This is a genomic window from Oceanobacillus picturae (assembly GCF_000612865.1).
GTDB classification, from domain to species: domain Bacteria; phylum Bacillota; class Bacilli; order Bacillales; family Amphibacillaceae; genus Oceanobacillus_B; species Oceanobacillus_B jordanicus.
On record NZ_CCAX010000004.1, the window covers coordinates 151,290 to 175,154 of the forward strand.

A 23,865-nucleotide genomic window follows, 5' to 3' on the forward strand; every position below is an offset into this window, starting at 1 on the left:
CTCTACTTTAAACGATGAATGATCATTCAGTCAACTTAAATTCTGTAAAATATTCGTTCTATGAGACAAGATACATCTGCTTTTAATTAATGCCACAATCTGGAGCCTTTTTTAACCTGATATTTGTTGCTTGCGAAGTGGAGTTATACGAAGTTGCCGATGTTCGGCCTTTCTCGGCGTTGTTCAAGCATTCTTGGCCGATGTTTAATCTTTCTCGGGCGATGCCCCAGCATTCCCGGCCGATGTTCAATCTTTCTCGGGCGATGCCCCAGCATTCCCGGCCGATGTTCGGCCTTTCTCGGGCGATGCCCCAGCATTCCCGGCCGATGTTCAGCTTTCCCCAGGCAAGCTCTCTCACTATACTAAGCAAAAAGCCGAGCTGATCAGCCCGGCTTTTACTATATAAAACTTTTTTACATTTTCTCTGGTGCGGTAACAGCAATTAACTTTAATGCGTTTTGCAATACGGTTCTTACTGCTTTCATTAAGGCAATACGCGCATGTGTCAGCCCTTTATTAGATTCGTCCAGAACCTTTTCAGCGTTATAAAAGCTGTGTAACAATGTCGCTAAGTCATACACATACTGTGTGACTTTATGAGGTGTTTGCTTTTCTGCCGCATCTGCAACAGTTTGCGGGAATTCACCAAGTTTTTTCAGTAGGTCTACTTCTTTCTCAGCTGTTAGCAGACTTGCATCATAGCCCGCTTCCACCTCATATCCCTTGCTTTCCGCTTGCTTCAGCATTGTACAGATACGTGCATGGGCGTATTGGACGTAGAATACTGGGTTGTCATTGGATTGTGAACGTGCTAAATCCATATCAAAATCAAGCTGTGAATCATTTGAACGGGTTACAAAATAGTAACGAACGGCATCGACGCCCACTTCCTCCATTAATTCTCGAAGTGCTACTGCTTTACCTGTCCGTTTACTCATACGTAGTTTCTCGCCATTTTCAAACAGGTTCACCATTTGTATGATTTTCACGTCAAATTTTTCCACTGGATAGCCTAATGCCTGAATGGCTGCGCGCATTCTTGGAATATAACCATGATGATCGGCACCCCATACATTAATAATTTTATTAAATCCACGATCCAGTTTGTTTTTATGATAGGCAATATCTGGAGTTAGGTAGGTATAGCTACCATCCTGTTTCTTCAGAACACGGTCTTTATCGTCCCCGAAATCTGTAGTGCGGAACCACGTTGCGCCGTCTTGTTCAAACACATAGTTACCGTCTTTCAATACATCAAGCGCATCCGTGATCTTATCATCCTGATACAAGGAACGTTCAGAGAACCAGTTATCAAAATGGACACGGAATTCGGCTAAGTCTTCTTCAATTTTACCAAGTTCGTACTTTAAACCATATTCCTTAAAGAAAGCCAGGCGCTCAGACTGTTCTTTTTCTGCCCAGCTATCGCCATGCTCCTCTACAAGCTTTTCACCAATTTTAATGATATCTTCACCGTGATAGCCATCCTCAGGCATCGCAACATCTTTTCCAAGTGCCTGGAAATAGCGCGCATCGACTGATAATGCCAGGTTATCAATCTGATTACCGGCATCATTAATATAATATTCACGTTCTACCTGGTAGCCAGCAGCATCTAGCACATTACAAAGTACGTCTCCAAAAGCTGCGCCACGAGCGTGACCTAAGTGCAGATCGCCTGTAGGATTAACCGAAACGAATTCTACTTGAACCTTTTCACCTTGACCAGCATTGGTTCTACCATATGCTGCTTGGTCGTTTAGAATAGTTGGAATGATTTCACCGAGAAAGTCATTTTTCATGAAAAAGTTAATAAACCCAGGACCAGCAATTTCCACTTTTTCGATGGAAGCTTTTGTATTGTCTAAGTTAGCCGTAATGTCTTCCGCTATTTGTCTAGGAGCTTTTTTGGCGATTCTAGCCAATTGCATCGCTATATTTGTTGCGAAATCACCATGCCCTTTGGCTTTTGGTTTTTCGAGAACAATCGAAGGGAGCTCCTCTTCTGTCGCTAGTTCAGCTTGTATGACAGCTGTTGCTATTGCTTGTTTTAATGTTTCTTCCGTTTGGGCCAACACGTTCATTTGGCACCCTCCTCTATAATTGTAAGTTTGATCTCATGGCTGCGTTCATCCTGGCCATTTAATTTAACTGTGTAATCTATTTTTAAACGCCCTTCAGAATGATCTGTGGGTGCTTTATAGCTGATTGATTGGGTAGTTGTTTCCATATGCATGCTACCATAAGGGTGCTTCAGCATATTTTCGGTAATTTGGCCTTGCTGAAATTGCTGATTCATCCTAACATCACCAGTTCGCTTAATACTTACTTTTTCTGGCTGTATGGTAATCAGATTATTTGTCAAAGAGCCGTCCTCACCCTGCTCTTCATAGCGCAGTACATCCAGCTTGCCTTTTTGAAAAAATTCAGCCGTATGCTTCATCTGGCTTTTTTCCACATTTCCATTGTCTTCAATGGAGGTAGAAAGCTCAATCATGACTTGTCGTCCTTGTTGTGTCATCAAATCTCCTCAATCGTAAAAAATCATATAATGACCTATTATATCGCTAATCAGGGGGGAAATGCCAGAACTACCTTTAAAATTCCTGAATTTGCATCCTATTGAAGTTGAGCGGAGGGTTAATTGGACCTATCGCATGATCGATTGGACTGCTCCTATGATTGATTAAACATCTCGCGCGATCGATTGAACGGCTCCTATGATTGATTAAACCTCTTGCGGGATCGATTGAACGGCTCCTATGATTGATTAAACATCTCGCGCGATCGATTGAACGGCTCCTATGGTTGATTAAACATCTCGCATTATCGATTGTACTGCTCCTATGATTGATTAAACCTCTTGCGGGATCGATTGAACGGCTCCTATGATCGATTAAACATCTCGCATTATCGATTGGGCTGTTCATCTGATTGATTAACCAGAGGTTTTAACAATACTGAAATTAAAAACCTCCACCCGCAGGCAGAGGCTTCTAAATTATTTTACCCATCCGAGCAGCATTTCACGAACGAATTTACTTGCTGCAATAGCTGTCTTTTCTGAATGGTCATAGGCTGGTGCGACTTCTACGAGATCTGCTCCGATAACCTTCACTTCAGACTCGGAAATTAGTTGAATTGCTTTTAGCAATTCTTTGGATGTGATCCCACCAGCTTCTGCTGTACCGGTACCTGGAGCAAAAGCAGGGTCCAATACATCAATATCGATGGTGACGTATACCTTTCGTCCTGCAAGCTGTGGTAATGCTTTTTCTAATGGATCCGCTACATCATACTTCGTCATATGCATGCCGCTTTCCTTAGCAAACTGAAATTCTTCACGCATCCCAGAACGAATCCCAAATGAATAGACGTTCTCTGCACCAAGTAAGCCACAGATCTTCCGGACAGGTGTCGAATGGGAAAGTTCTTCCCCTTCGTATTCTTCGCGGAGATCGGCATGTGCATCAATATGAATTACTGCCATATCTGGATATACCTCGTGCATCGCCTGAATAACTGGCCAGGTAACTAAATGCTCTCCCCCAAGGCCAAGCGGAAATTTCCCATCTGCATTAAGCTTCGTCACATACTTACGAATCTCGTCCAAACTGCGCTGGGGATTGCCAAATGGTAGTGGAATATCTCCTGCATCGAAATAGGAAACCTCCTCCAAATGCTTGTCCATGTATGGGCTGTATTCTTCCAGCCCAATAGAGGCCTCTCGAATACGTCCAGGGCCAAAACGTGAACCTGGGCGAAAGCTCACTGTCCAGTCCATTGGCATACCATAAATGACAGCCTGTGCTTTTTCGTAATCATTTCCTGACATAATAAACACTTTTCCTGAGTACGCCTCATCGAATCTCATGGAATCCCTCCTTTATTTCAATAAATCTGACACAAACCTTGGCAACGCAAAAGATGCGGTATGCAGTTCTGGTGTGTAATATTTCGTTTCGATTTCATGGAATCGTTCTGGCTTCACTTTTAGCGGATCATGTATTTTGCTTCCCATTGTAAATGTCCAAAGCCCACTTGGGTACGTAGGAATATTAGCAGTGTATAGCTTTGTAACAGGAAAGATCTTTTTCACATCATGGTATACCTGATGAATGAGGTCCGCTTTGAACCACGGATTGTCCGTCTGTGCAACGAAAATGCCATCATCCTTTAAGGCATCCTTTATTCCGCTGTAAAATCCTTCTGTAAAGAGGTTTACTGCTGGGCCAACAGGCTCTGTTGAATCCACCATAATGACATCAAATTCACGCTTACTGTTGGCAATGTATAAAAAGCCATCATCGACTTTCACTTCTACTCGCGGATCATCCAATGTTCCAGCAATGGAAGGCAGAAACTTTTTAGAGTACTCGATTACCTGCCCATCAATTTCAACAAGTACCGCCTTTTCGACAGATGGGTGTTTAAGTACTTCACGAATAACACCACCATCTCCTCCGCCCACAACAAGGATGTGCTTCGGATTAGGATGAGTAAATAGTGGAACGTGGGCAACCATTTCATGGTAAACAAATTCGTCCCTCTCTGTTGTCATGACCATATCGTCTAGTACAAGCATATTGCCCCATTCTTCTGTTTCTATCATTTGTAGCTCCTGGAAGTCTGTTTTCACAGTAGCTAGTGTTTGTTTTATTTTTGCTGTAATGCCAAAATTGGCTGTTTGATTTTCAGTAAACCACATGCTCATTTTCTTCACTCCTTCATCTATTAAGACAATAAAATTATAGAGAATTTCCACAAAAAGACAAGCTTTTTCTCACATTTTGTTTAGATCTTTTTATCTTTTCCCATACTGATAGAAATGCACACATACTGGAGATACGAATCATGGGAAAAGGAAAGTATAACTTGGGGTCAAAACTACTCTTAAAATTAATCGTGTGGCTAGTGGCAGTTATCCTACTTGGAGCGGGTGCCATCTACCTTACTAGTTTCCTGCTTGGTCCACCAGATTTGCAAATGGATCAGAATACCATACTTTATAGTACCAACGAAGAAGTTATTGGAGAAGAACGTGGACCGGAATACCGGCAATGGGTTGAACTGAGCGATATGTCAGAGGAAATCATTGCAGCCACACTACTTACCGAGGATCAGAACTTTTATAATCACCATGGTTTTGATTTGAAACGTATCATGGGAGCAATTGTAAAGGATATCAAAACATGGTCCCTCAAAGAAGGTGCCAGCACTTTAACCCAGCAATATGCAAGGAATCTTTATTTAACCCATGAAAAAAGCCTCACCCGAAAGATCAAGGAAGCATTTTATACAGTGCGCCTTGAAATGTTTTACTCAAAAGAAGACATTCTGGAAGGCTATTTAAATTCTATTTACTACGGTCACGGAGCATATGGAATCGAAGCAGCTAGTAACTATTTCTTTAATAAATCAGCTACAGATTTAACGGTCGCTGAAGCAGCGATGCTAGCAGGCATTCCAAAGGGACCAACCTATTACTCCCCACTAAACGATGAAGAAAGGGCGCGAAATCGTCAAAAACAAATATTGACCAACTTACTTGATAAAGGGATCATCGACCAAAAATCTTTTGATTCGGCATTGCGACAGGAATTAATCTATGCTAAAAACAGTCCCAACAGCCAGGAAAAAATCGCCCCCCATTTCCAAGATACAGTTATCAAGGAAGCCGCTGAGCTACTAGGTAGGAAACAGAAAGAAGTCCGGTCAGGCGGTTATTCTATCTATACAACACTTAACACCAAACAGCAAAAGTTACTCGAACAGCAAGTAGAGAAGACAGCACAGCCTGAAACAGAACTGGAGATAGGTGCATTAGCGCTTGATCCTAGCACGGGTGGGATTACTGCCATGCTTGGTGGCAGAGACTATAATCAGAGTCCCTTTAACCGGACAACATCGGCAAAGCGAATGCCTGGTTCTTCTTTTAAGCCTTTTCTATATTATGCTGCACTTGAAAATGGCTATACGCCCAACACCATGTTGATGAGCAAGCCAACTAGCTTCGAACTAGCAGATGGCAACGTGTACCAACCAAGTAATTTTAATGGTTATTATGCAAATGAACCCATTACACTAGCACAAGCTATCGCTTTGTCTGATAACGTTTATGCGGTAAAAACAAATATGTATCTTGGCCCAGAGAGACTTGTGGATGCTGCAAAAGAATTTGGCATAACAAGTAAGCTCCCTGCCGTCCCTTCCCTAGCACTTGGGACAGCAACTGTAAATGTAAAAGAAATGGTCACTGCCTATGGCATGCTAGCAAACGGGGGCCATGAACTTCAAGGCCATACAATCGAAAAAATTGTCGATCGAGAAGGTAAAACCGTTTATAAACATAAAACGAAAGAAGGGAAGCAAAAACTCGACCAAAAGACAGCCTTTCTCCTTACACAACTTATGACTGGTATGTTTGATAGGGAACTGGATGGCTATATGTCTGTGACAGGTTCGTCGGTTTCAGACCAACTCTCCAGAATCTATGCCGGAAAGTCCGGTACAACCAATTCCGACAGTTGGATGATTGGTTATAGTCCATCACTTGTCACAGGGATTTGGGCTGGCTATGATGATAATCGACCAATGGAGAAGGTTGCAGAATCTGCTTATACCAAGCAAATCTGGGCAGGATTCATGGAAGCAGCACACGAAGACATTCCAATAGAAAATTTCACTGCACCGAGCGGTGTTGTGGGAATTCCTATTGATCCTGTAACAGGACTGCGAGCAACGCCATATTGCGAATCAAGCCGTGTCATGTACTTTGAAAAAGGAACAGAACCAGAGGGATATTGCACGGAACATTACCATCAAGAGGATAAAGATGAGGAAAAAAGCATGGTGGAACAATTATTCGATTTGTTTCGGTAAAAGGAAAAGACCATAAGCTAGTCTCCTTGCCTTTGTATCTAACTTCCGAACTAAAACTTATGCCATTCCGTGCCCTAGAGTTTGATAGACCTAAAAAAAGACAAAAAGAAGCTGATTCCTCCCATCCGATTGGAATCAGCTTCTTTTTGTCCTAGTAATACATGAGTTAGCCCATGTATACATATTTTACAAATTCCAGTACAAAAGCGCAAGCGTCTGGGGATGGAACATCGACTAAGCTCGACATGCTCTTGAGTCAACGCTCGCATACTCAAATCCTCCAAACCCATGTACATTTATTCTAGAAATGTTTAAACATTGTCACAAAATTGACACTTTTACCCCGGAACAACCGTCCGTAAGACTCCCACTTCAAATATGAAGTGAAACAGTGATGTTTAATTGGGAGTAAACGGACGCTAACACCCCGATTCGTTCAGCTAACAATCAGTGGAGGAAAAACGAAAATCCCCTCTGATTGAAGTTTCACTTTATGGCTTTAAACCGAAAGCACTTCTTTTAATTCATCAGTAGAATTAGCCCACATGTCAGGATCAAATTCAACTAGGAAATCCTTTAAAAGCTTTTTAGATTCTTCATCCATATGCTCTAAAATAATTTTACCTTTTAGGGACTTATCCATATGGGTAACGTGCTCTGGCATAGATTTGTATGCCCGCTTAATTGGACGGTCCACCCTAATTTCACTACCTGCGACACCAGCATAATAGGTTCCGTTTTCGTTACGCTCTACATTTACCCAAACAATCCAGTATAGTAAACCATTCGGGACTTCTTCCTTGTTCGGCAAGAATTTAACACGACGTTCAATATCACTTCGTCCATGCATTGCCCCCATGTCGACATAAGCTTTCTTCTCGTTAGGGTCTACAATAACAGGTGACATATTTTCCAAACTGATCGTGCCGGCGCCATAACCACCATGACCATCTGTTGAATCGTCCTTTATAATAGTAAAAGCATTTGGTTTCTTCTTGTTTGAAGAGTTATCAGAACTCATTTCTGGAATCCTCCTTTTTCACTCTTGAATCCCATTTTAGCACAGCGAAAGCGTTGTTTCATCTTAACTGTTTTCATCACTTATAGAGGCAATAAACGTAAGGGCCTCTTCTATCTCATCATCGGTATATTTTTGCTTCGGCTTCACAGTATGCACTTTCTGGATATTTTCTTCAAGTGGTAAATCATCAAAATAAAGCATTGTCGCCACAAGTTCTAAGAAGCGAGAACTTTTACCTTTTAGCATCGCTATTTTATTCTCCAAATCAGGCATATCCATAGCAAATTGATCTAAGAAAGACTGGCCGTCATCTGTTATAGAGTAACGATATTGATAATAATTGCTCTTATCTTCCTTTTCCTCTTGGATGAAATGCAGATTACAAAGCTCTTCCACACGTAATGTTAATTCCTCTGAATAAGGTCCATAGAAATGGAACTGGAATTTCTCCTCAAACGGCAGTTTGCACTTCTGCAGAATATATATCATTTTCTGAAGCTTTTTACGGCCTGTTACCTCGTTTGCTACAGAAAAAAACTGCATTAATTTAGCGTGATTCGTTAGCATCTATTAACTCCCCTTGCCCGTATAAAATTTCCTTTATCCGTATTTTCTTTTCCTCGTCAGGCAGACTTTCAAGTAAATCCTTCGGGAAATATAATTTATGATCGGTTCTTTTTTTACCTGAAATGGATTCCACAATATCTGAGTGGCGTGAAAGTTCCTTTAAATCACCATTTGGCATAAGTAAATGGATAGGCAGTCGTTCTTCTTCTTCTCCTGGACGATAGAAATCATATGGTAAATCAGATGAAGAATCAACAACAAGATAATATTCTGGATCAATTCCTGCATCAGAAAATAGCCTATAGAGCTCCATCCATTCCGCCATTTGTAGATTTGGATTGAACTCAACATACTTAAATAATCTTCTGTTCATAAACCGCTCACAAAGGTCACGTAAAATCTCGTCATCTTCTTCCTGCCAAAGCTGGAAATAATACGATACGATACCCTCATCAAGCTTTAGGTACTCATCTAATTTCACGTCACCTGTGAAAAAGGAAATAAAGTGAGTCGGCTTCAGTTTGAAGTCAAATTCCTTTGTTTCATACAGATATTTAGCACGATGAAGAATTTTTGTAAGGATAACCTCTGCACTTCTTGTCACAGGATGGAAGTACACCTGCCAGTACATTTGGTATCTACTCATAATGTAATCTTCTACTGCATGCATCCCCGTCGCTTTTATGACAACCTGATCCTCTATTGGCCGCATGACCCTTAAAATCCGTTCCATATCAAAGTGGCCGTAGCTTACGCCCGTAAAATAGGCATCTCGTTGCAAGTAATCCATTCTATCTGCATCGATCTGACTTGAAATCAGGCTAACGACAAGCTTATTTTGATACGTTTTGGCAATGACATCCGCCACTTTCTGAGCGAAGCCTTCCTCAACCTGTTCCAGAATCTCATGAACCTTTGTTTCTCCCAAAATGATTTTTTGGGTATATTCCTCGTGATCAAGCTTAAACACTTTTTCAAAGGAATGGGAAAAAGGCCCGTGTCCTAAGTCATGAAGTAAGGCTGCACAAAGACATAGCAATCGCTCGTCATTATTCCAATGCTCTCTCCCTTGGAAGTTATAAATAATTCTTCGTACAATCTCATAAACACCAAGAGAATGGTTGAAGCGACTATGTTCTGCGCCATGAAAGGTATAATTTGTTGTGCCGAGCTGCTTGATTCTGCGCAGTCTTTGAAACTCTGGAGCGGCAATCAAGTCCCAAATCACCCGGTCCTTCACATGGACATATCTATGTACAGGGTCTTTAAAAACTTTTTCTTCTATCAGTTGCTCATCTTTATATGCCATATATTTTACAACCCGTTTCTATTCATTCTTAATAAGTTGTTCTAAAAGTCCGGTAAAAATGACACATCGGTACTGATGACCTTCGACTAAATTCCGACACGTCCTGTGTCGAACGTCGAAGTCAACACATCCTGTGTAAGCCCGGTACTCAAAGCTAGGCTGCCTCGAACTTCTCGGTCCTTTTTATCCTCCTTTTTGAACTCACTCTATAATAGTATTATTATATAATAGATAAGCATGATAAAAAAGAGATGTTTCTAATTCTTAAAGAAAGCCTACACGGCAAAGGAGTACTTATGAAAAATTGGAAAGATATTATCCGACATCAAACATTCCGTTATATTGACCATTCTAATCAACCAACCTTTCATGGTGAACCATATACTGCAATGACCTCCTTCGCTATCGATGATGCGTTGGCATTATCGGTAAGCGACGAGCAGTCCCCACCTGCTGTTCGACTATGGGTACATGATGAAACAATTGTCCTAGGGATACCTGATGGAAAGCTACCCTATATAGCTGAAGGTATTGCATATCTTCAACAGGCTGAAAAACAAGTCGTGATCCGCAATTCGGGAGGACTTGCTGTCGCTCTAGATAAAGGGGTATTAAACATTTCCCTAATACTTCCGGGTGTAAAGCAACTCTCCATTCAAGACTGCTATGAAGCCATGGTGAGCTTTGTTCAATATATGCTACATGATCTGACAGACGCCATAGAAGCTTATGAGATTGTACAATCCTATTGTCCTGGAGACTATGATTTAAGCATAAACGGCAGAAAGTTTGCTGGTATATCACAAAGGCGTGTGAAGGACGGTGCCGCCATTCAAATTTACTTAGATGTAGAAGGAAACAGTAAGGAACGCGCAACACTGATCCAGCAATTTTATAAAATTGGTAAAAAGAATGAGGAGACTTCCTTTAGTTATCCAAATGTCGACCCGAGTGTAATGGGTTCCCTTTCTGAATTACTCGGAATCGATTTAACGGTTCAAGATATGAAGCAACGTGTCACCCAAGCATTGGCAGTTTTCTCAGAGAATGTTGTGACGATGGATTTCTCGGATGAAGAGATATCCCATTTTGAAAAGAGATTAAAACAAATGCAAAAACGCAATGAAAAAATTCAATAGATAAGATTGTTCTATCCTACTTCGGCCATAACGGGTTAAAGTAGGTTTTTTCCCGGTGCAACGAATAATCAGTGGGGGAAGAATAAAAACGCCCACTAATTGAAGTTTCACCTTATGGCGAAAAACATTTCCCTCCCAAAGTTTGGCACAATCCGTGTCTTTGATATGTTAGGATAAGAGAAAAGAATTGTAGTCGCTTTCACTTTAAGGGGGGAGAATATTCGTGTCTGGAATCTCCATTTTCAGCACTTTTATTTTGTTAGGAACACAGCTCGCGAATTATCTGATTCGACAACATTACAATATCGAAGAAGAGAAACAACCTATCGACCACAAACAAAAAATTATAAAGCGCATTTTTTTATTCTTGCTTATCCTGGTTGTAACTCTTTTATTCATTTATTCTACCTTGCAATTAACGTTGTTAATAGCAATAGGCGCTTCCATATTCTATACCGGGTACCAATCTCTTGTTGAATATAAATATGCCCAAGAAGAAAAACAATATATTTTTCATTTTGTCCGTATGATTGGTTTTGCTATTATCTTTATCAGCATTCTTTTTATTACACAACGAATTATTTCTATTGAGGAAGTCGTACAAGATGAAGAACTATTCGATCCTGGAACGGTCGAACAACTGGAGATTGAAAACTATATGAGGAACGGGGATAGGTCGAATGAACGGATGATTACTATAGAGGATTCAAACTTAATCAATCGTTTGTTTAATACGCTGTTTACCCTAGAGGTCCGCGAAAGTCTAGAGGTTAATGTAGACTGGGAGGAGATTTATAGTTTAAACATGCAAGATCAACCTATTTATTATATTGATGTTAGTGAGAAGTTGATCAACATCGGCTACACAACCTACGAAATTGTTGGTGAAAATCCTATTTATGAGTTGCTTGAGGAAATGGAAGTGGATTGGGAAGAATCAGCATACTAACATTACGAACCTATTTTATCTATAAAAAAACAGAACAGTTCAAAGCAGGTGCTCCGAATCTGTTCTGCTTTATTTATTTTAGCTATTTATTACTCAGCTGCTTGTGCTGCAGTGATCAATGCTAGCTTGTACACATCATCAGAACTACAACCACGTGATAAGTCATTTACAGGTTTGTTCAGTCCTTGAAGGATTGGTCCCACAGCTTCCATGCCACCAAGACGCTGAGCAATTTTGTAACCAATGTTCCCTGCTTCTAGACTTGGGAATACAAATACATTAGCATCCCCTTGAATCTCTGCATCAGGCGCTTTTTTGCTTGCAACACTTGGAACAAATGCAGCATCAAATTGGAATTCCCCATCAATTACAAGAGATGGATTTTTTTCCTTAGCGACTTGTAAAGCCTCTGTTACCTTTTCTGTTTCGGGAGACTTAGCTGATCCTTTTGTTGAAAAACTTAGCATTGCAACGCGTGGATCAACGTCAAATAGCTTTGCAGTTTCCGCACTCTCTACAGCAATTTCAGCAAGGTCTTGGCTGTCTGGGGTAATGTTAATCGCACAGTCTGCGAATACATATTTCTCGTCATCGCGAACCATAATGAACACACCGGAAGTTTTTTTGATGCCTTCCTTCGTTTTGATGATTTGAAGTGCCGGACGTACCGTATCTGCTGTTGAGTGTGCAGCACCACTAACAAGGCCATCTGCCTGGTTCATATAAACGAGCATCGTACCAAAATAATTTTCATCAAGCAGAATCTTTTGTGCATCTTCTTTGGTTGCTTTACCTTTACGTCTTTCGACAAACGTTTCCACCATTAGATCAAATTCCGGAAAATCATTTGGGTCGATAATGGTAGAAGTAGACACGTCCACCCCAGCTTCCTCTGCTTTTTGCTTCACAGTTGCGCGCTCTCCAATTAAGATGGGCTTCAATACGCCTTCCGCTCCTAGTTGGCTAGCAGCTGTTAGAATTCGCTCATCTGTGCCTTCTGGGAACACAATGCTTTTGTTGTTTGAAGAGATTCTTTCTTTTAATTGATCAAATAATGGACTCATGTTTCTTAACCTCCTGATTGCTTGTAGTTAAATTCTAGATGATTTGCATAGTAAATCAAAGAAATTGCTCCTGTTGACGGAGACTTTTTTGACAGACCTATGACAATATATCAAATTTCAGGTGAATTCGTCATCTAATACACAATCTATGTCATGAATATCATTCCCTAATTATGCTATAGTAAAAACATACACATAACATTTATAAATTTAAGGAGAGATAAATATGGTCGAAGCAGTAGAAACCATGGATGGCTGGTATAGTTTGCATGACTTACGTTCCATTGATTGGAATGCATGGAAACTGGCTACAGAAGAAGAACGAAAACAAGCAATCGACAGTCTTCACAAATTACTTGATAAATGGGAAGCTGTAGAAGAGGCGAAAGACGGCAGTCAGGTACTATATAAAGTACTTGGTCAAAAAGCTGATCTCATGTTTATGTTTCTTCGCCCCACTATGGATGAGCTTTCTGAAATGGAAACAGAGCTTAGCAAATCTAAAATGGGTGAGTTTTTGCTACCAGCCCATTCTTACGTATCTGTTGTAGAGCTTTCTAAATACCGTGAGTCTAAAGACGGGATCGATCCAGAAACATTACCTGAAACACAAGCACGTCTTAAGCCTATCCTTCCTAAATGGGAATATATTTGTTTTTACCCAATGGATAGAAGACGCCAAGGTGATGAGAACTGGTATACATTAGAAAAAAATGTTCGAGCTAAAATGCTTTATGAGCATAGCAAGACAGGACGTAAATATGCAGGTAAAGTGAAGCAGATCATTACAGGCTCAATTGGCCTTGATGACTGGGAGTGGGGCGTTACCCTATTTGCACACGAACCACTTGAGTTCAAGAAGATTGTGTATGAAATGCGCTTTGATGAAGTGAGCTCCAAATACGGGGAATTTGGTGAATTCTTTGTAGGAAACCATCTTCCAAAAGAGCATCTTCGGACATATCTTTCCATATAATTAGTTTAAAAAGGGGCTGCTTAGAAATCGATACGTCGATCAGGCAGGCCCTATTCTTTTATTTTCACATCTATTTCTTTTTGCATATCTGCCTACATTCCTACATATCTATTAATAGTGAGTTTTGCACCAAGATTTTGGGGAAATGAGGAATGCCTATCGGATACTAACTGTCCGCCCAGCAGTTGATGGAATGTAGGACGTTTTAAGGCACACTGTAATGCCAGCAATGGATTGACTACAAGTCATCCGGTGATGTGGCCTTGAAAATAGAAGTAATTATTAGGAGGGATTTACATGAGTGAAAGTCAAGAAAATCAAGAAAACCAACAAGTACCACAAGGAAATCAATATCCAAGTTACCCATATTATTATTACCCAACGGCCTCTCCAGCATATTATCCTGTCTATAACACACGCCAACAATATCCCCAACAAGCCCAGCAGACACAGCAGCAAATTCCTTCAGGATCTGAGCAAGGTATGCTTCCACTACAAGAATCTTATATTGAAAATATTCTACGTTTAAATCGTGGCAAGCAGGCAACCGTCTATATGACCTTTGAAGGAAATAGTCAATGGAATGCAAAAGTCTTTAGAGGAGTCATTGAAGCTGCAGGAAGAGATCACATTATTTTGAGTGACCCACAATCAGGAAAACGATATTTACTACTTATGGTTTACCTCGATTATGTAACGTTTGATGAAGAGATCAATTATTCTTATCCGTATGGTAATAACGCTTCCATGTCCTCTTATGCACCAAGATAACAATAGAATCAGAGATAAGACTACGGTTTTAACATTTTAGAAAAACTCACATTCGCTCGTCTTTTAGCGAAGTGAAAGTTTTTCTTATACTTGGAACTTCAAAATTTCCACTGAGTCGACTTTGCTTCCTTGCTGGAAATTTTATACTCCCTAACGTGTAATAAAAGGATGACCGGGAAGCTGCATCCCTAGGTCATCCTTTTTCCTAATATTATTCAACTGCCAAGCAAAGAGGTGATCACATGCGGCATCCGCTAGAAAAAATTATCCGCATCGAACTGCTAACCATTGCGCTTGCGCTGGTCATCGGTCTTATTTCCATTATTCAAGGTTATCTATTTCTTACAATAGCAAGTCTGTACCTAGTTGCTATCAGCTTTAGTTGTTCCGCACTCCTTGAATGGCAATCTCACCAAACTGCTCAAGGGGCCAAGCATGCATTGCGCGCTTTCCTTATATTTCTTATTGCAACCTACCTGCTTTTTCAACTATAAATATTTAGCTACGGCTGTACCGATAAGCACCCAGCCAATCAAAAACGCCACGCCACCAATTGGCGTAATCATGGCAAACGTCTTAATAGATGTAACGGAATAAATATAAAGACTACCAGAGAATAAAATAATTCCTGCAAAAAACATGGAACCTGCCCATACAAGACTACCACTTGTGAACTTAGCCATCAGCAAACCCGTTACAAGCAATGCCATCGTATGAAACATTTGATAGGTGACTGCTTTTTCCCATGTTGCTATGGCCTTCTCTGATATTCTTCCTTCAAGCCCATGTGCTCCAAAAGCACCAAGCGCGACTGCTAAAAACCCATTAATGACACCTAGTAGTAAAAATAACTTCATTATTGTAGCCCCTCTCTATTAAAAGTCAAAGATGGAATCCCCGTTCCCTTCATCATCGTCAAGAAAATTTTGTTGCTTGTTCGATTGTTTCCCTGTGGCATCTTTCCCCATCATTGCCTTTAATTCCTCAGTTGAAATATCATCTATCTTTGTTGTTTCAGACTGCGTTGTCTGCTCATCTTCAAGAAATAAATCGCATAATAATCTTACACTTCGTACATGCTGTTGCACGATGCGATCATCATATTTATTTGCTTTCGCCTGCTGTAATTCCTTCATCATCTTTTGTATGATGGTTTCATTTGCAACCGCCATCACCATCGCTCCTTCATTAGGTTCATTCGTGCATATTATAACACGAGCTTACTCATTGAGAGAACTAAAGCGAAGCTAGTCTATACATCAAGCGGTCGGGTGTGTTTTTCCCAAACTAAAAAACCTTGGATTTCCAAGGTCCCATGTAAAAAAATATTAATTATTTATAATTTCTTTTTGTTCTGCCGCATAGCGATCATACACCCATTGCAAAAACTGCTCTTCTTTAGCCTCAAGCTGTCTGCCCAAACTGTTTGTGGTATCTTCACATATTTGCAAAAAGCTCTCCATTTCGCTACGTTCCCCCCAAGCGATGACACTTTTAATCTTGAAGCTATTGTATCGCGATTTCCTCGTATTGGCAACAAGTAAATCACTAATTTGCTGAATTTACAGATAACTACTGTTTCTGACATTTTATTTTCGTTTCATTGTGACAATCTTTTATCGAGATGCAGTTTTTGCCATCATATGCTAGTAACGTACTATCCGACTATAATAAGTATGGCAAGTAAACAATTCCAATGATAAACACCCAAACAACATCAACGAAATGCCAATAATAAGAGAAAATGCTTAGCTTTTCCGTGAAAAGTGTTCGTGGTATTTGTCGAAAATATTGAACAAACAGAACAGCCATCCATCCAATTCCAAACACCACATGGGCTGCATGGAGACCAACTAACACATAATAAGAGGACATGAACCCATTTACCCCCATGCCGTGTCCCTCTCTTACAAAGCTTGCAAACTCATATACTTCAAAGCCCAGAAAAATAATGGCAAACAACATCGTTATTCCTAATCCTGTTAAAAAGACAGTTTGCTTTTCACTCTTTAAAGCCCGCTCCCCTAACCATAAAGTACCACTGCTAGATAAAAGAAAAAAGGAGGAAAGAATGACAGTTTTAACTTCAAAGACTTCAGATGGTTGGGGACCATTTGAGGCAGGAGTGAAGATTAAATATGTCGCAAAAAGTACGGCAAACATAATTGCCTCTACACCTAGATAAATAAAGAACCCCATTTTTTTATCGTTAAATAAAGCTTGTTCAGCACGATTCATCCTATTTCCTCCTCCCATAATGGTCTTCACGTTCATCCTTTAATGAACGTATTACAAGCAGTGTAAATAAAATGAAGGCAGATAAAATAGACAGCCAGTACCAGGAAAAAGTAAGACCCAGTGACAGAAAGAAAAGTGTCGATCCGATAAGAAAAGGTAAAATAGATTGCACTTCAAGAGGTGTTGCTCGCACTTGATCCGTTACAGGCAACTTCTTCCCAGCCGACTTTGCAAACCAAAATGAATCGATTTCTTCTACAACAGGCATGGGATCAAACGTATGCTCAGGTGCTGGGGAAGCTACACTCCATTCCAGTGTTCGACCATCCCATGGATCATTTCCAACCTTTCTCCCTTCCTTATATGTCTTATACACGTTCCAAATAGCAAATAACATGCTAACCCCCATCAAAAATGCTCCGATGGTACTCATAAAATTAAGCTCTGCTAATCCGCCTGAATCATCATAGGTGTAAACTCGTCGTGGCATCCCCTCCAAACCAGTGATATGCATAGGGAAGAAGGTTAGATGAAAGCCAATTAAGAAAGTCCAAAAATGCCATCTACCTAGCTTTTCATCCAAGAGATACCCTGTAATTTTTGGATACCAGTAATACAACCCAGCAAATATCCCCAAAATGGTAGAGGCGATAATGACGTAATGGAAATGTGCTACTACAAAATGCGTATCATGGAATTGAAAGTCTGCTGCAGATACGGAAAGCATCACTCCTGTTACGCCACCCATAACAAAGGATGGAATAAAGCCTAGCGAAAAAAGCATCGGCGTCGTAAAGCGAATAACGCCAAGTCGCATGGTAAATAGCCAGTTGAACACTTTAATTCCAGTTGGTACAGCAATTAACATAGTCGTTATCGCAAAGAATGTATTTGCCATTGGGCCGAGACCGACTGTAAACATATGATGTGCCCATACCATAAACCCTAAAAAGCCGATCAATGCCACAGACAGCACCATAATTGGGTAACCGAAAACCCTTTTCCTTGAGAAGGTCGAAATAACATCAGAAAAGATACCAAATGCCGGAAGAGCGAGAATATAGACTTCCGGATGACCAAATATCCAGAACAGATGCTGCCAATAAATCGGGTTTCCCTCTGTCCCTGAGAAAAAGCCTGCGCCAAATAGCCGGTCAAACATTAATAGATAAAGGGCAATGGCAAGTACAGTAAAAGCGATTAGAATTAAAAATGAAGTAATTAAGGATGTCCAGGCAAACAATGGCATTCTAGTCATTTTCATTCCCGGGGCGCGATGGCGCACAATGGTTACAATTAAATTCAGAGCCGTAAAAATCGTTCCTAACCCAGAAATCTGTAAACCAAATATGTAAAAATCACTGCCCGCACCAGGTGTGAATTGCTCTGTTGATAATGGTGCATAGCCTGTCCAGCCAATCTCTGGTGTCATATTAAGGAAGAAGGAAATATTAAAGAATATAGATCCGAAAAAAAACAACCAGAATCCTACTGTATTTAAGAATGGAAAAGCAAGATCCCTTGCCCCAATTTGCAACGGTACGACCGTATTCATTAGACCTAACAGAAGAGGCATTGCTACAAAGAAAATCATCATTGTACCGTGGGTTGTAAAAACCTCATTGTACTTTTCACCTTGAAATACCCAAAAATCATTATTAGGAAAAGCTAGCTGTGTGCGGATAAATAATGCATCCAACCCAGCTCGAAAAAAATAAATAATACCAAATAATATATATAGGATACCGATTTTCCGATGATTGGTCGTCACCATATACTCCCATATAAGCCCTAAACGTTTCTTCTTCAAGACAAGAAAAACCACAGTAGCGCCTAATAGGATAGTGAAAACCCATGCTGCAAGAACATCAGACGGCAACATGATATTAATCCCAAATAAAGTGAATTTCATTTATACCACCCCTGCATTGACAGTTTACTTTTCATTTAAATAGCTGGTATACGCGTCTGCTGAAACAACTTCAGCCTCAAACTTCATATTTGTATGACCCAGCCCACAATACTCCGCACATTTCCCCTCATATGTACCAATTTGCGGATTCTTAATTTCATATACTAATTCTCTATCAGGCATGACATCCACCTTACCACCAAGCCTTGGAACCCAGAAAGAATGAATGACATCCTCTGATTTAAGATGGAGGAGGATTGTTTCCCCTTCCGGTATTACCAAACGATTTTGTTCGGTTTTCCCGTTTGCGTGCTCAAACGTCCAGTTAAATTGTTCTGCTGTCACTTGCACCGCAGTTCCCTCCTGTTCGGATTCCGTAGATAGCACAGGTGACTGGTCGTATGTCATCATAATGGTCGGAACAGCTAATATTGCAAGCAAGAGGAGTGGGCCGATTACCCAAGCTGTCTCCAGCCACTTATTCCCTTTTACATCAGGTGGAATATTATCTTTTCTTTCATCCGTATAACGATACTTAAAAACAAATCGTATAAAAAGAATGGAAACAACCAATACGACTACCAACATTAAGGCAAAACTGTATATGATTAAAAAAGCTTGATCATCCGCAGTGTCACTTCGCGAATCTAATACCTTTATATTACAGCCCGTTAATAGAAGTAAGAAGGGCATTACCAGAAGTCTTTTCATACCTATCATCCTTTTTTGGGTAGTTGGAACTGATCAAAGCGCTTGGTGCTGGACATCGTCATTTCTGTCAAAGAACCAAGACAGACAACAATCGCATAAAGTGAAACTTCAATCATCGGGGTTTTCAATATCCCCCACTGATTGATAGTTGAACGAATCAAAGTGTTAACGTACGTTTACTCCCACTAAAAACTAACGGTTTCCCTTCATGTATGGAAGTGGGAGTCTTACGGACGGTTGCACTGGGATAAACGCTAACCATTTCCCTATAAGACACCCCCTTAAACACAAAAGACAAGATTGAAAACGTTAGAAAAACTCGTATTCGCTCGTCCTTTAGCAAATGTGTACGTTTTTCTTATACTTGGAACCTCAAAATTTCAACTGCGTCAACTTTGCCTCCTTACTGAAATTTTATACTTTCCTAACATGCAAAAAAGGTCGAACATACTCTAATGAGTAATCGTTCGACCTTTAATTAAATTGAGATTGTTATTCTATTAAAGCTCGCTATTCTGCCCAAGCTTTGTTTCTAGCTCTGTAATTCTTGCGCGAAGTTCATTGATATCTTCTTTTGTTGCCAAACCAAGGTCCTTCGCCATTTTTTGTGTTTGTTCATATTGCTTTGCGCTCCACTCGTCTTTTTTCATCTCTCCCTTGTCCATGTATGTTTGCATGACAGATCTTGCTTCATCTTGGGAAAGTTCATTCTTATCAACTAGCGCTTTCAACCTCTGGTCAAGCTTTTCTTTGCTTGTGACAGCTGCTCCTATTCCTAGTAAAAATCCTTTTTTTAATACTTCATTCACTTGCAACACCCCCCTCACTGTTCCGACCGTAAAAATCGGTAATGACGTATCATACTAAGCCCTAATCCTGCAAAGCAGACAATAGAACCCCACATGAGGAATATGCTAGCTGTTGAGCCAAGATTTGAACCAAGCAGGCTAGCACTCCCACTAAATACGCCTAAAAAGAATAACATGGTCTCCAGCACAAGCAGAAAATGATGCTTTAGCTTCATTTTCTGCTTCTTCTTGTCCCATTCCCTATCCTTTTCCCCATTTTCCAGCCAATTTAACATGGCTTTAGGAAAAGAAAAGACTGGCTGAATTGTATCCTTTGCATACTGTTTATAAATCGACTCAATAAGCCGCCTGCCACCAAACCACTTTTTGACTTTTCGCTTTACCCACTTATCTAACTCGACATCCGGATAGACTGCCAGTAAAATCCCAAGGACGATAGATATTGCTCTACCAAGGTAAGCATATTCTGCAGACAGCTGTATTGGTTGATCCTTTATAAAGATACGAATGTCCTCTTTCAGCTTTTCCATTGTATGTGCATCCAGCGTTTTAAAAGATCCATTTTGATACATTTCTACCGTGTGCTTAATCATTTGTTTGAGCTTTGCTCGATTTGCATGAGGCAAGATAAAATTCATATCATCAAGGACATCGATCACGCGATCATAATCATCCATTATTACATTTTGAATAATTTGCTTAAAATAATGGATGTCTTGGTTGCTCACTGTTCCGATCATACCAAAATCAATAATAGACAGGGTCCCATCCTTCTGTAGGAGTATATTTCCGCCGTGTGGGTCAGCATGAAAGCTACCTTCGTTGAGGACCTGGTCTGCGTAAAATTCAAATAACCGCTTAGCTGTCTGCTCTACCGAAATGTGGTTTCGATTCATAAAGGCAATATCTGTTATCTTTGCGCCATCCACCCATTCCATAACAAGAACCTTTTCTGTACATAAATGACGGTAATAATCTGGTATATGAATGTGCGGATAATGTTTAAATCGGTCTTGGAAGTACAGTGCGTTTTCTAGCTCTTGATGAAAATTAAGTTCTTGATCCATGACTGTAATTAACTCTGTGTACAACGACTTAAGATCAGCTTTTCTTCCAAATGAAGTGAATACTGAAAGGATCCAAAAGACGATGCGAAGTGCGATAAAATCCATGTGAAAGATTTTCTCTATCTGATAGCGCTGCACCTTAATGGCTACCTTCTCCCCATTTTCTTTTAACGTCGCAGCGTAAACTTCTCCAATAGAGGCAGAGGCGATGGAATCTTCATCAATATAGTCAACCACTTGATCGACTTCCGTACCCCATTCATCCTCAAGTAAGCTTTTTGCATACGAATAGGGCATGGGTGGCACTTTATCGACTAGACCACTTAATTCATTAATAAAAACTTGTGGCATAAAATCGGTCCTCGTACTAAGAAACTGTCCGACTTTTATGAGCACACCACCTAGCTGAACAGCCCGTTTCCGATACTCTCTAGCTTGTTTCATTAACAACCTGTCCCATTTCTGCCTTGTCCGCTCATCCCAGATACTATGTATAAAATGGAAAGAGTATATTTGCACAAGAAACTTACAGGCCATCCAAACCAAAATGCTGCAACGATAAATAAGATTGTAATTTCTTTTGTTTCGCAACGTAAACACCTCTGTTATCAATACCCTACTTTGTCCTTTAATAAAACAGGTTTTATCCTACCAGGAAAAAGGTATAAAAAGATGGAGCAATGCTCTCTTGCTAAGTCGCTAAAAATCTATTAGGAGAGGTTATAAAAAAACATAAAAACGCATAAATATTTGTCGAATTTAATATACTCGCTTATAATACAAAAGGGAGTTTCTCCAGTAGTGTGTTTCTTAAAGGGTCTCATGCTTAGATAGTTTTATATTTCGTAGTCTCAAAGTATGCATAAGAACATAGTGATTACTATATGACTGCAAAATCAAACAGACCTATATAGGAGAAACCTAATCAGAAAATTATGTTACCTAGGTGGTATTTATATGGAAAAAAATCATTACAGAATTAGTGATCATATTAAGTTTATTATTCCCTCTTTAATTGGGGTATTTCTCTTTATGTTCCCGCTCAAAACCGATGATGGGGTGACCATCCCAATTGCATTGTTAGCAGGATTGGTGCAAGATGCTCTTGCAGGCCGCCTTTCTGCAGTCATGATGGTTATTATTGTCTTAACCGCAGTGTTTACCTTGATAGCTAAATTGGCCGGTAAAGATGCATTACAAAAAACGCCCTTCTTCCAACAGCTATTTTATGTAAGTTTATTTTGGACAATTACCCGTGTGATAGCAGCTATATTCGCTGTGATGGTGTATTTCGAACTTGGCCCATCATTTATACATGGGGCAGACACTGGAAAAATGCTGCTTGATGACCTGCTTCATGTACTGTTTGCAGTCTTCTTGTTTGCTGGATTATTTCTTCCACTCTTAATGAACTTTGGGTTACTCGAACTAGTCGGTACGATGATGACGAAGATTATGCGTCCATTGTTCAAGTTACCAGGAAGAGCTTCTATTGATTCCCTCGCTTCTTGGATTGGCGATGGAACAATTGGTATTCTACTTACAAGTAAACAGTACGAAGAAGGAAATTACACCAAGCGAGAAGCTGCCGTGATTGGAACAACATTTTCGATTGTATCCATTACCTTCTCTCTTGTCATAATTGGCGAAGTCGGACTTCAACATATGTTCGTCCCATTTTACTTAACTGTTTTATTTGCTGGTTTTGTAGCCGCACTTATTATGCCTCGTATCCCACCACTATCCAGAAAAGCGGATCGTTATATCGATCCTGACTCGGACGGGGTTAGTGAGGAAATACCAGAAGGCTATAACGTCTTCACTTATGGTTATAAAAAAGCGATTGATAGAGGTAGAAAGGAAACGAGCTTCTACCGATTTATTAAAGAAGGCTTACAGAATATCCTAGATATGTGGATGGGTGTAGCACCTGTCGTAATGGCTTTTGGGTTGACGGCATTAATTATTGCAGAAAATACACCGCTCTTTTCATGGCTCGGTGTCCCTTTTATTCCAGTATTGGAGTGGATGCAAGTCCCATCCGCTACTGCAGCATCTGAAACCATATTAATTGGCTTTGCCGATATGTTTTTACCAGCAATTCTAGCTTCAGGAATTGAGGAAGAAATAACGCGATTTATTATCGCAGCTTTATCTGTTACCCAGCTGATCTATATGTCAGAGGTCGGGGGATTATTATTGGGGTCTAAGGTTCCTGTATCGTTCAAGGATCTTGTTGTAATTTTCTTGCTCCGTACACTCATTACCTTACCTGTCATTATCTTAATAGCACATCTAATCTTTTAAACAGCAAAACAGACGGCCGTTAAATGACCGTCTGTTTTTTATATTAAAAGGGGGTATCATATATATACGTTTTAATCGAGAATTTGTTTCGTTCATTTGACTAAAATAGCTTACTCTTTGTATAAATAAGCCATTTTCCCTAG

At 40.2% G+C, this 23,865-nt stretch carries 23 protein-coding genes; 7 read left to right on the forward strand and 16 right to left on the reverse strand.

Translation table 11 applies throughout. The annotated features are described in order from the left end of the window. Positions 1 to 413 precede the first annotated feature (413 nt). The 4 genes from argS to speE all read right to left on the reverse strand — a co-directional run bounded on the left by argS (position 414) and on the right by speE (position 4,714). Entirely contained in the window at positions 414 to 2,084 is a 1,671-nt protein-coding gene (argS, locus tag BN988_RS17540) for an arginine--tRNA ligase (protein WP_036578529.1), read from the reverse strand. Then, positions 2,081 to 2,521 carry a DUF1934 domain-containing protein gene (locus BN988_RS17545; RefSeq protein WP_036578531.1) on the reverse strand — a complete coding sequence of 147 codons (441 nt, stop codon included), beginning with the start codon at positions 2,519 to 2,521 and terminating at the stop codon, positions 2,081 to 2,083. Before BN988_RS17545 ends, argS begins: the two co-directional genes overlap by 4 nt. Positions 2,522 to 3,001: 480 nt before the next feature. Continuing rightward, complete coding sequence (speB, locus tag BN988_RS17550) at positions 3,002 to 3,874, reverse strand: agmatinase (protein WP_036578532.1); 873 nt, start codon at positions 3,872 to 3,874, stop codon at positions 3,002 to 3,004. 12 nt (positions 3,875 to 3,886) lie between these two features. Further along, on the reverse strand, positions 3,887 to 4,714 hold the full coding sequence (speE, locus tag BN988_RS17555; RefSeq protein ID WP_036578533.1) for a polyamine aminopropyltransferase: 828 nt from the start codon (positions 4,712 to 4,714) through the stop codon (positions 3,887 to 3,889). A 140-nt stretch (positions 4,715 to 4,854) separates the two neighbouring features. Here speE and BN988_RS17560 point away from each other — a divergent pair, with 140 nt between their 5' ends. Then, entirely contained in the window at positions 4,855 to 6,882 is a 2,028-nt protein-coding gene (locus tag BN988_RS17560; protein WP_036578535.1) for a transglycosylase domain-containing protein, read from the forward strand. 499 nt (positions 6,883 to 7,381) lie between these two features. Here the strand turns inward: BN988_RS17560 and BN988_RS17565 are convergent, their stop codons facing one another. The 3 genes from BN988_RS17565 to BN988_RS17575 all read right to left on the reverse strand — a co-directional run bounded on the left by BN988_RS17565 (position 7,382) and on the right by BN988_RS17575 (position 9,779). Further along, the gene (locus tag BN988_RS17565) at positions 7,382 to 7,903 is read right to left on the reverse strand and encodes a YwhD family protein (RefSeq protein ID WP_036578537.1); all 522 of its coding nucleotides are present in this window, start codon (positions 7,901 to 7,903) and stop codon (positions 7,382 to 7,384) included. A gap of 63 nt (positions 7,904 to 7,966) precedes the next feature. Then, entirely contained in the window at positions 7,967 to 8,470 is a 504-nt protein-coding gene (locus BN988_RS17570) for a YwgA family protein (RefSeq protein WP_036578539.1), read from the reverse strand. Then, positions 8,451 to 9,779: an HD domain-containing protein gene (locus BN988_RS17575; protein WP_036578540.1), complete on the reverse strand. Its 1,329-nt coding sequence runs from the start codon at positions 9,777 to 9,779 to the stop codon at positions 8,451 to 8,453. The genes BN988_RS17570 and BN988_RS17575 overlap by 20 nt, the downstream gene beginning before the upstream one ends. Before the next feature lie 296 nt (positions 9,780 to 10,075). Here BN988_RS17575 and BN988_RS17580 point away from each other — a divergent pair, with 296 nt between their 5' ends. Together BN988_RS17580 and BN988_RS17585 are read left to right on the forward strand one after the other, a co-directional pair. Continuing rightward, positions 10,076 to 10,918, forward strand: coding sequence for a lipoate--protein ligase family protein (locus tag BN988_RS17580; protein ID WP_036578542.1), 843 nt, complete (start codon positions 10,076 to 10,078; stop codon positions 10,916 to 10,918). Positions 10,919 to 11,141: 223 nt separating this feature from the next. Continuing rightward, positions 11,142 to 11,867: a DUF4181 domain-containing protein gene (locus tag BN988_RS17585; RefSeq protein WP_036578544.1), complete on the forward strand. Its 726-nt coding sequence runs from the start codon at positions 11,142 to 11,144 to the stop codon at positions 11,865 to 11,867. A gap of 89 nt (positions 11,868 to 11,956) precedes the next feature. Here the strand turns inward: BN988_RS17585 and pta are convergent, their stop codons facing one another. Beyond that, the gene (gene pta / locus BN988_RS17590; protein ID WP_036578546.1) at positions 11,957 to 12,931 is read right to left on the reverse strand and encodes a phosphate acetyltransferase; all 975 of its coding nucleotides are present in this window, start codon (positions 12,929 to 12,931) and stop codon (positions 11,957 to 11,959) included. 226 nt (positions 12,932 to 13,157) lie between these two features. Between pta and hemQ the strand changes: the two genes are divergently transcribed. The 3 genes from hemQ to BN988_RS17605 all read left to right on the forward strand — a co-directional run bounded on the left by hemQ (position 13,158) and on the right by BN988_RS17605 (position 15,172). Beyond that, positions 13,158 to 13,907: a hydrogen peroxide-dependent heme synthase gene (gene hemQ, locus BN988_RS17595; RefSeq protein ID WP_036578548.1), complete on the forward strand. Its 750-nt coding sequence runs from the start codon at positions 13,158 to 13,160 to the stop codon at positions 13,905 to 13,907. 297 nt (positions 13,908 to 14,204) lie between these two features. Then, the gene (gene gerQ, locus BN988_RS17600) at positions 14,205 to 14,678 is read left to right on the forward strand and encodes a spore coat protein GerQ (RefSeq protein WP_036578549.1); all 474 of its coding nucleotides are present in this window, start codon (positions 14,205 to 14,207) and stop codon (positions 14,676 to 14,678) included. Between the two features lie 242 nt (positions 14,679 to 14,920). Next, on the forward strand, positions 14,921 to 15,172 hold the full coding sequence (locus BN988_RS17605) for a hypothetical protein (RefSeq protein WP_036578551.1): 252 nt from the start codon (positions 14,921 to 14,923) through the stop codon (positions 15,170 to 15,172). Here the strand turns inward: BN988_RS17605 and BN988_RS17610 are convergent. The 8 genes from BN988_RS17610 to BN988_RS17640 form a co-directional block, all read right to left on the reverse strand. Continuing rightward, positions 15,167 to 15,535, reverse strand: a complete 369-nt coding sequence (locus BN988_RS17610) for a DUF423 domain-containing protein (protein ID WP_036578553.1) — start codon at positions 15,533 to 15,535, stop codon at positions 15,167 to 15,169. The genes BN988_RS17605 and BN988_RS17610 overlap by 6 nt on opposite strands. 18 nt (positions 15,536 to 15,553) lie before the next feature. Beyond that, on the reverse strand, positions 15,554 to 15,850 hold the full coding sequence (locus tag BN988_RS17615) for a YwdI family protein (protein ID WP_036578554.1): 297 nt from the start codon (positions 15,848 to 15,850) through the stop codon (positions 15,554 to 15,556). 156 nt (positions 15,851 to 16,006) lie between these two features. Further along, a complete protein-coding gene (locus tag BN988_RS19355; protein ID WP_259343645.1) occupies positions 16,007 to 16,141 on the reverse strand; it encodes a hypothetical protein in 135 nt (44 codons plus the stop codon). 202 nt (positions 16,142 to 16,343) lie between these two features. Continuing rightward, positions 16,344 to 16,916 (reverse strand): cytochrome c oxidase subunit 3, encoded by a 573-nt coding sequence (locus tag BN988_RS17620; RefSeq protein ID WP_051558105.1) that lies wholly within the window; start codon positions 16,914 to 16,916, stop codon positions 16,344 to 16,346. 1 nt (position 16,917) lies between these two features. Then, positions 16,918 to 18,828 carry a cytochrome c oxidase subunit I gene (ctaD, locus tag BN988_RS17625; protein WP_081779499.1) on the reverse strand — a complete coding sequence of 637 codons (1,911 nt, stop codon included), beginning with the start codon at positions 18,826 to 18,828 and terminating at the stop codon, positions 16,918 to 16,920. Positions 18,829 to 18,852: 24 nt separating this feature from the next. Continuing rightward, positions 18,853 to 19,539: a cytochrome c oxidase subunit II gene (gene coxB, locus BN988_RS17630; protein ID WP_051558108.1), complete on the reverse strand. Its 687-nt coding sequence runs from the start codon at positions 19,537 to 19,539 to the stop codon at positions 18,853 to 18,855. Between the two features lie 500 nt (positions 19,540 to 20,039). Next, complete coding sequence (locus BN988_RS17635) at positions 20,040 to 20,348, reverse strand: phasin family protein (protein ID WP_036578557.1); 309 nt, start codon at positions 20,346 to 20,348, stop codon at positions 20,040 to 20,042. Positions 20,349 to 20,362: 14 nt separating this feature from the next. Continuing rightward, entirely contained in the window at positions 20,363 to 21,859 is a 1,497-nt protein-coding gene (locus BN988_RS17640; RefSeq protein WP_231495272.1) for an ABC1 kinase family protein, read from the reverse strand. A gap of 513 nt (positions 21,860 to 22,372) precedes the next feature. Here BN988_RS17640 and BN988_RS17645 point away from each other — a divergent pair. Further along, positions 22,373 to 23,722 (forward strand): YjiH family protein, encoded by a 1,350-nt coding sequence (locus BN988_RS17645; RefSeq protein WP_036578561.1) that lies wholly within the window; start codon positions 22,373 to 22,375, stop codon positions 23,720 to 23,722. The last annotated feature ends 143 nt before the right edge of the window (positions 23,723 to 23,865 follow it).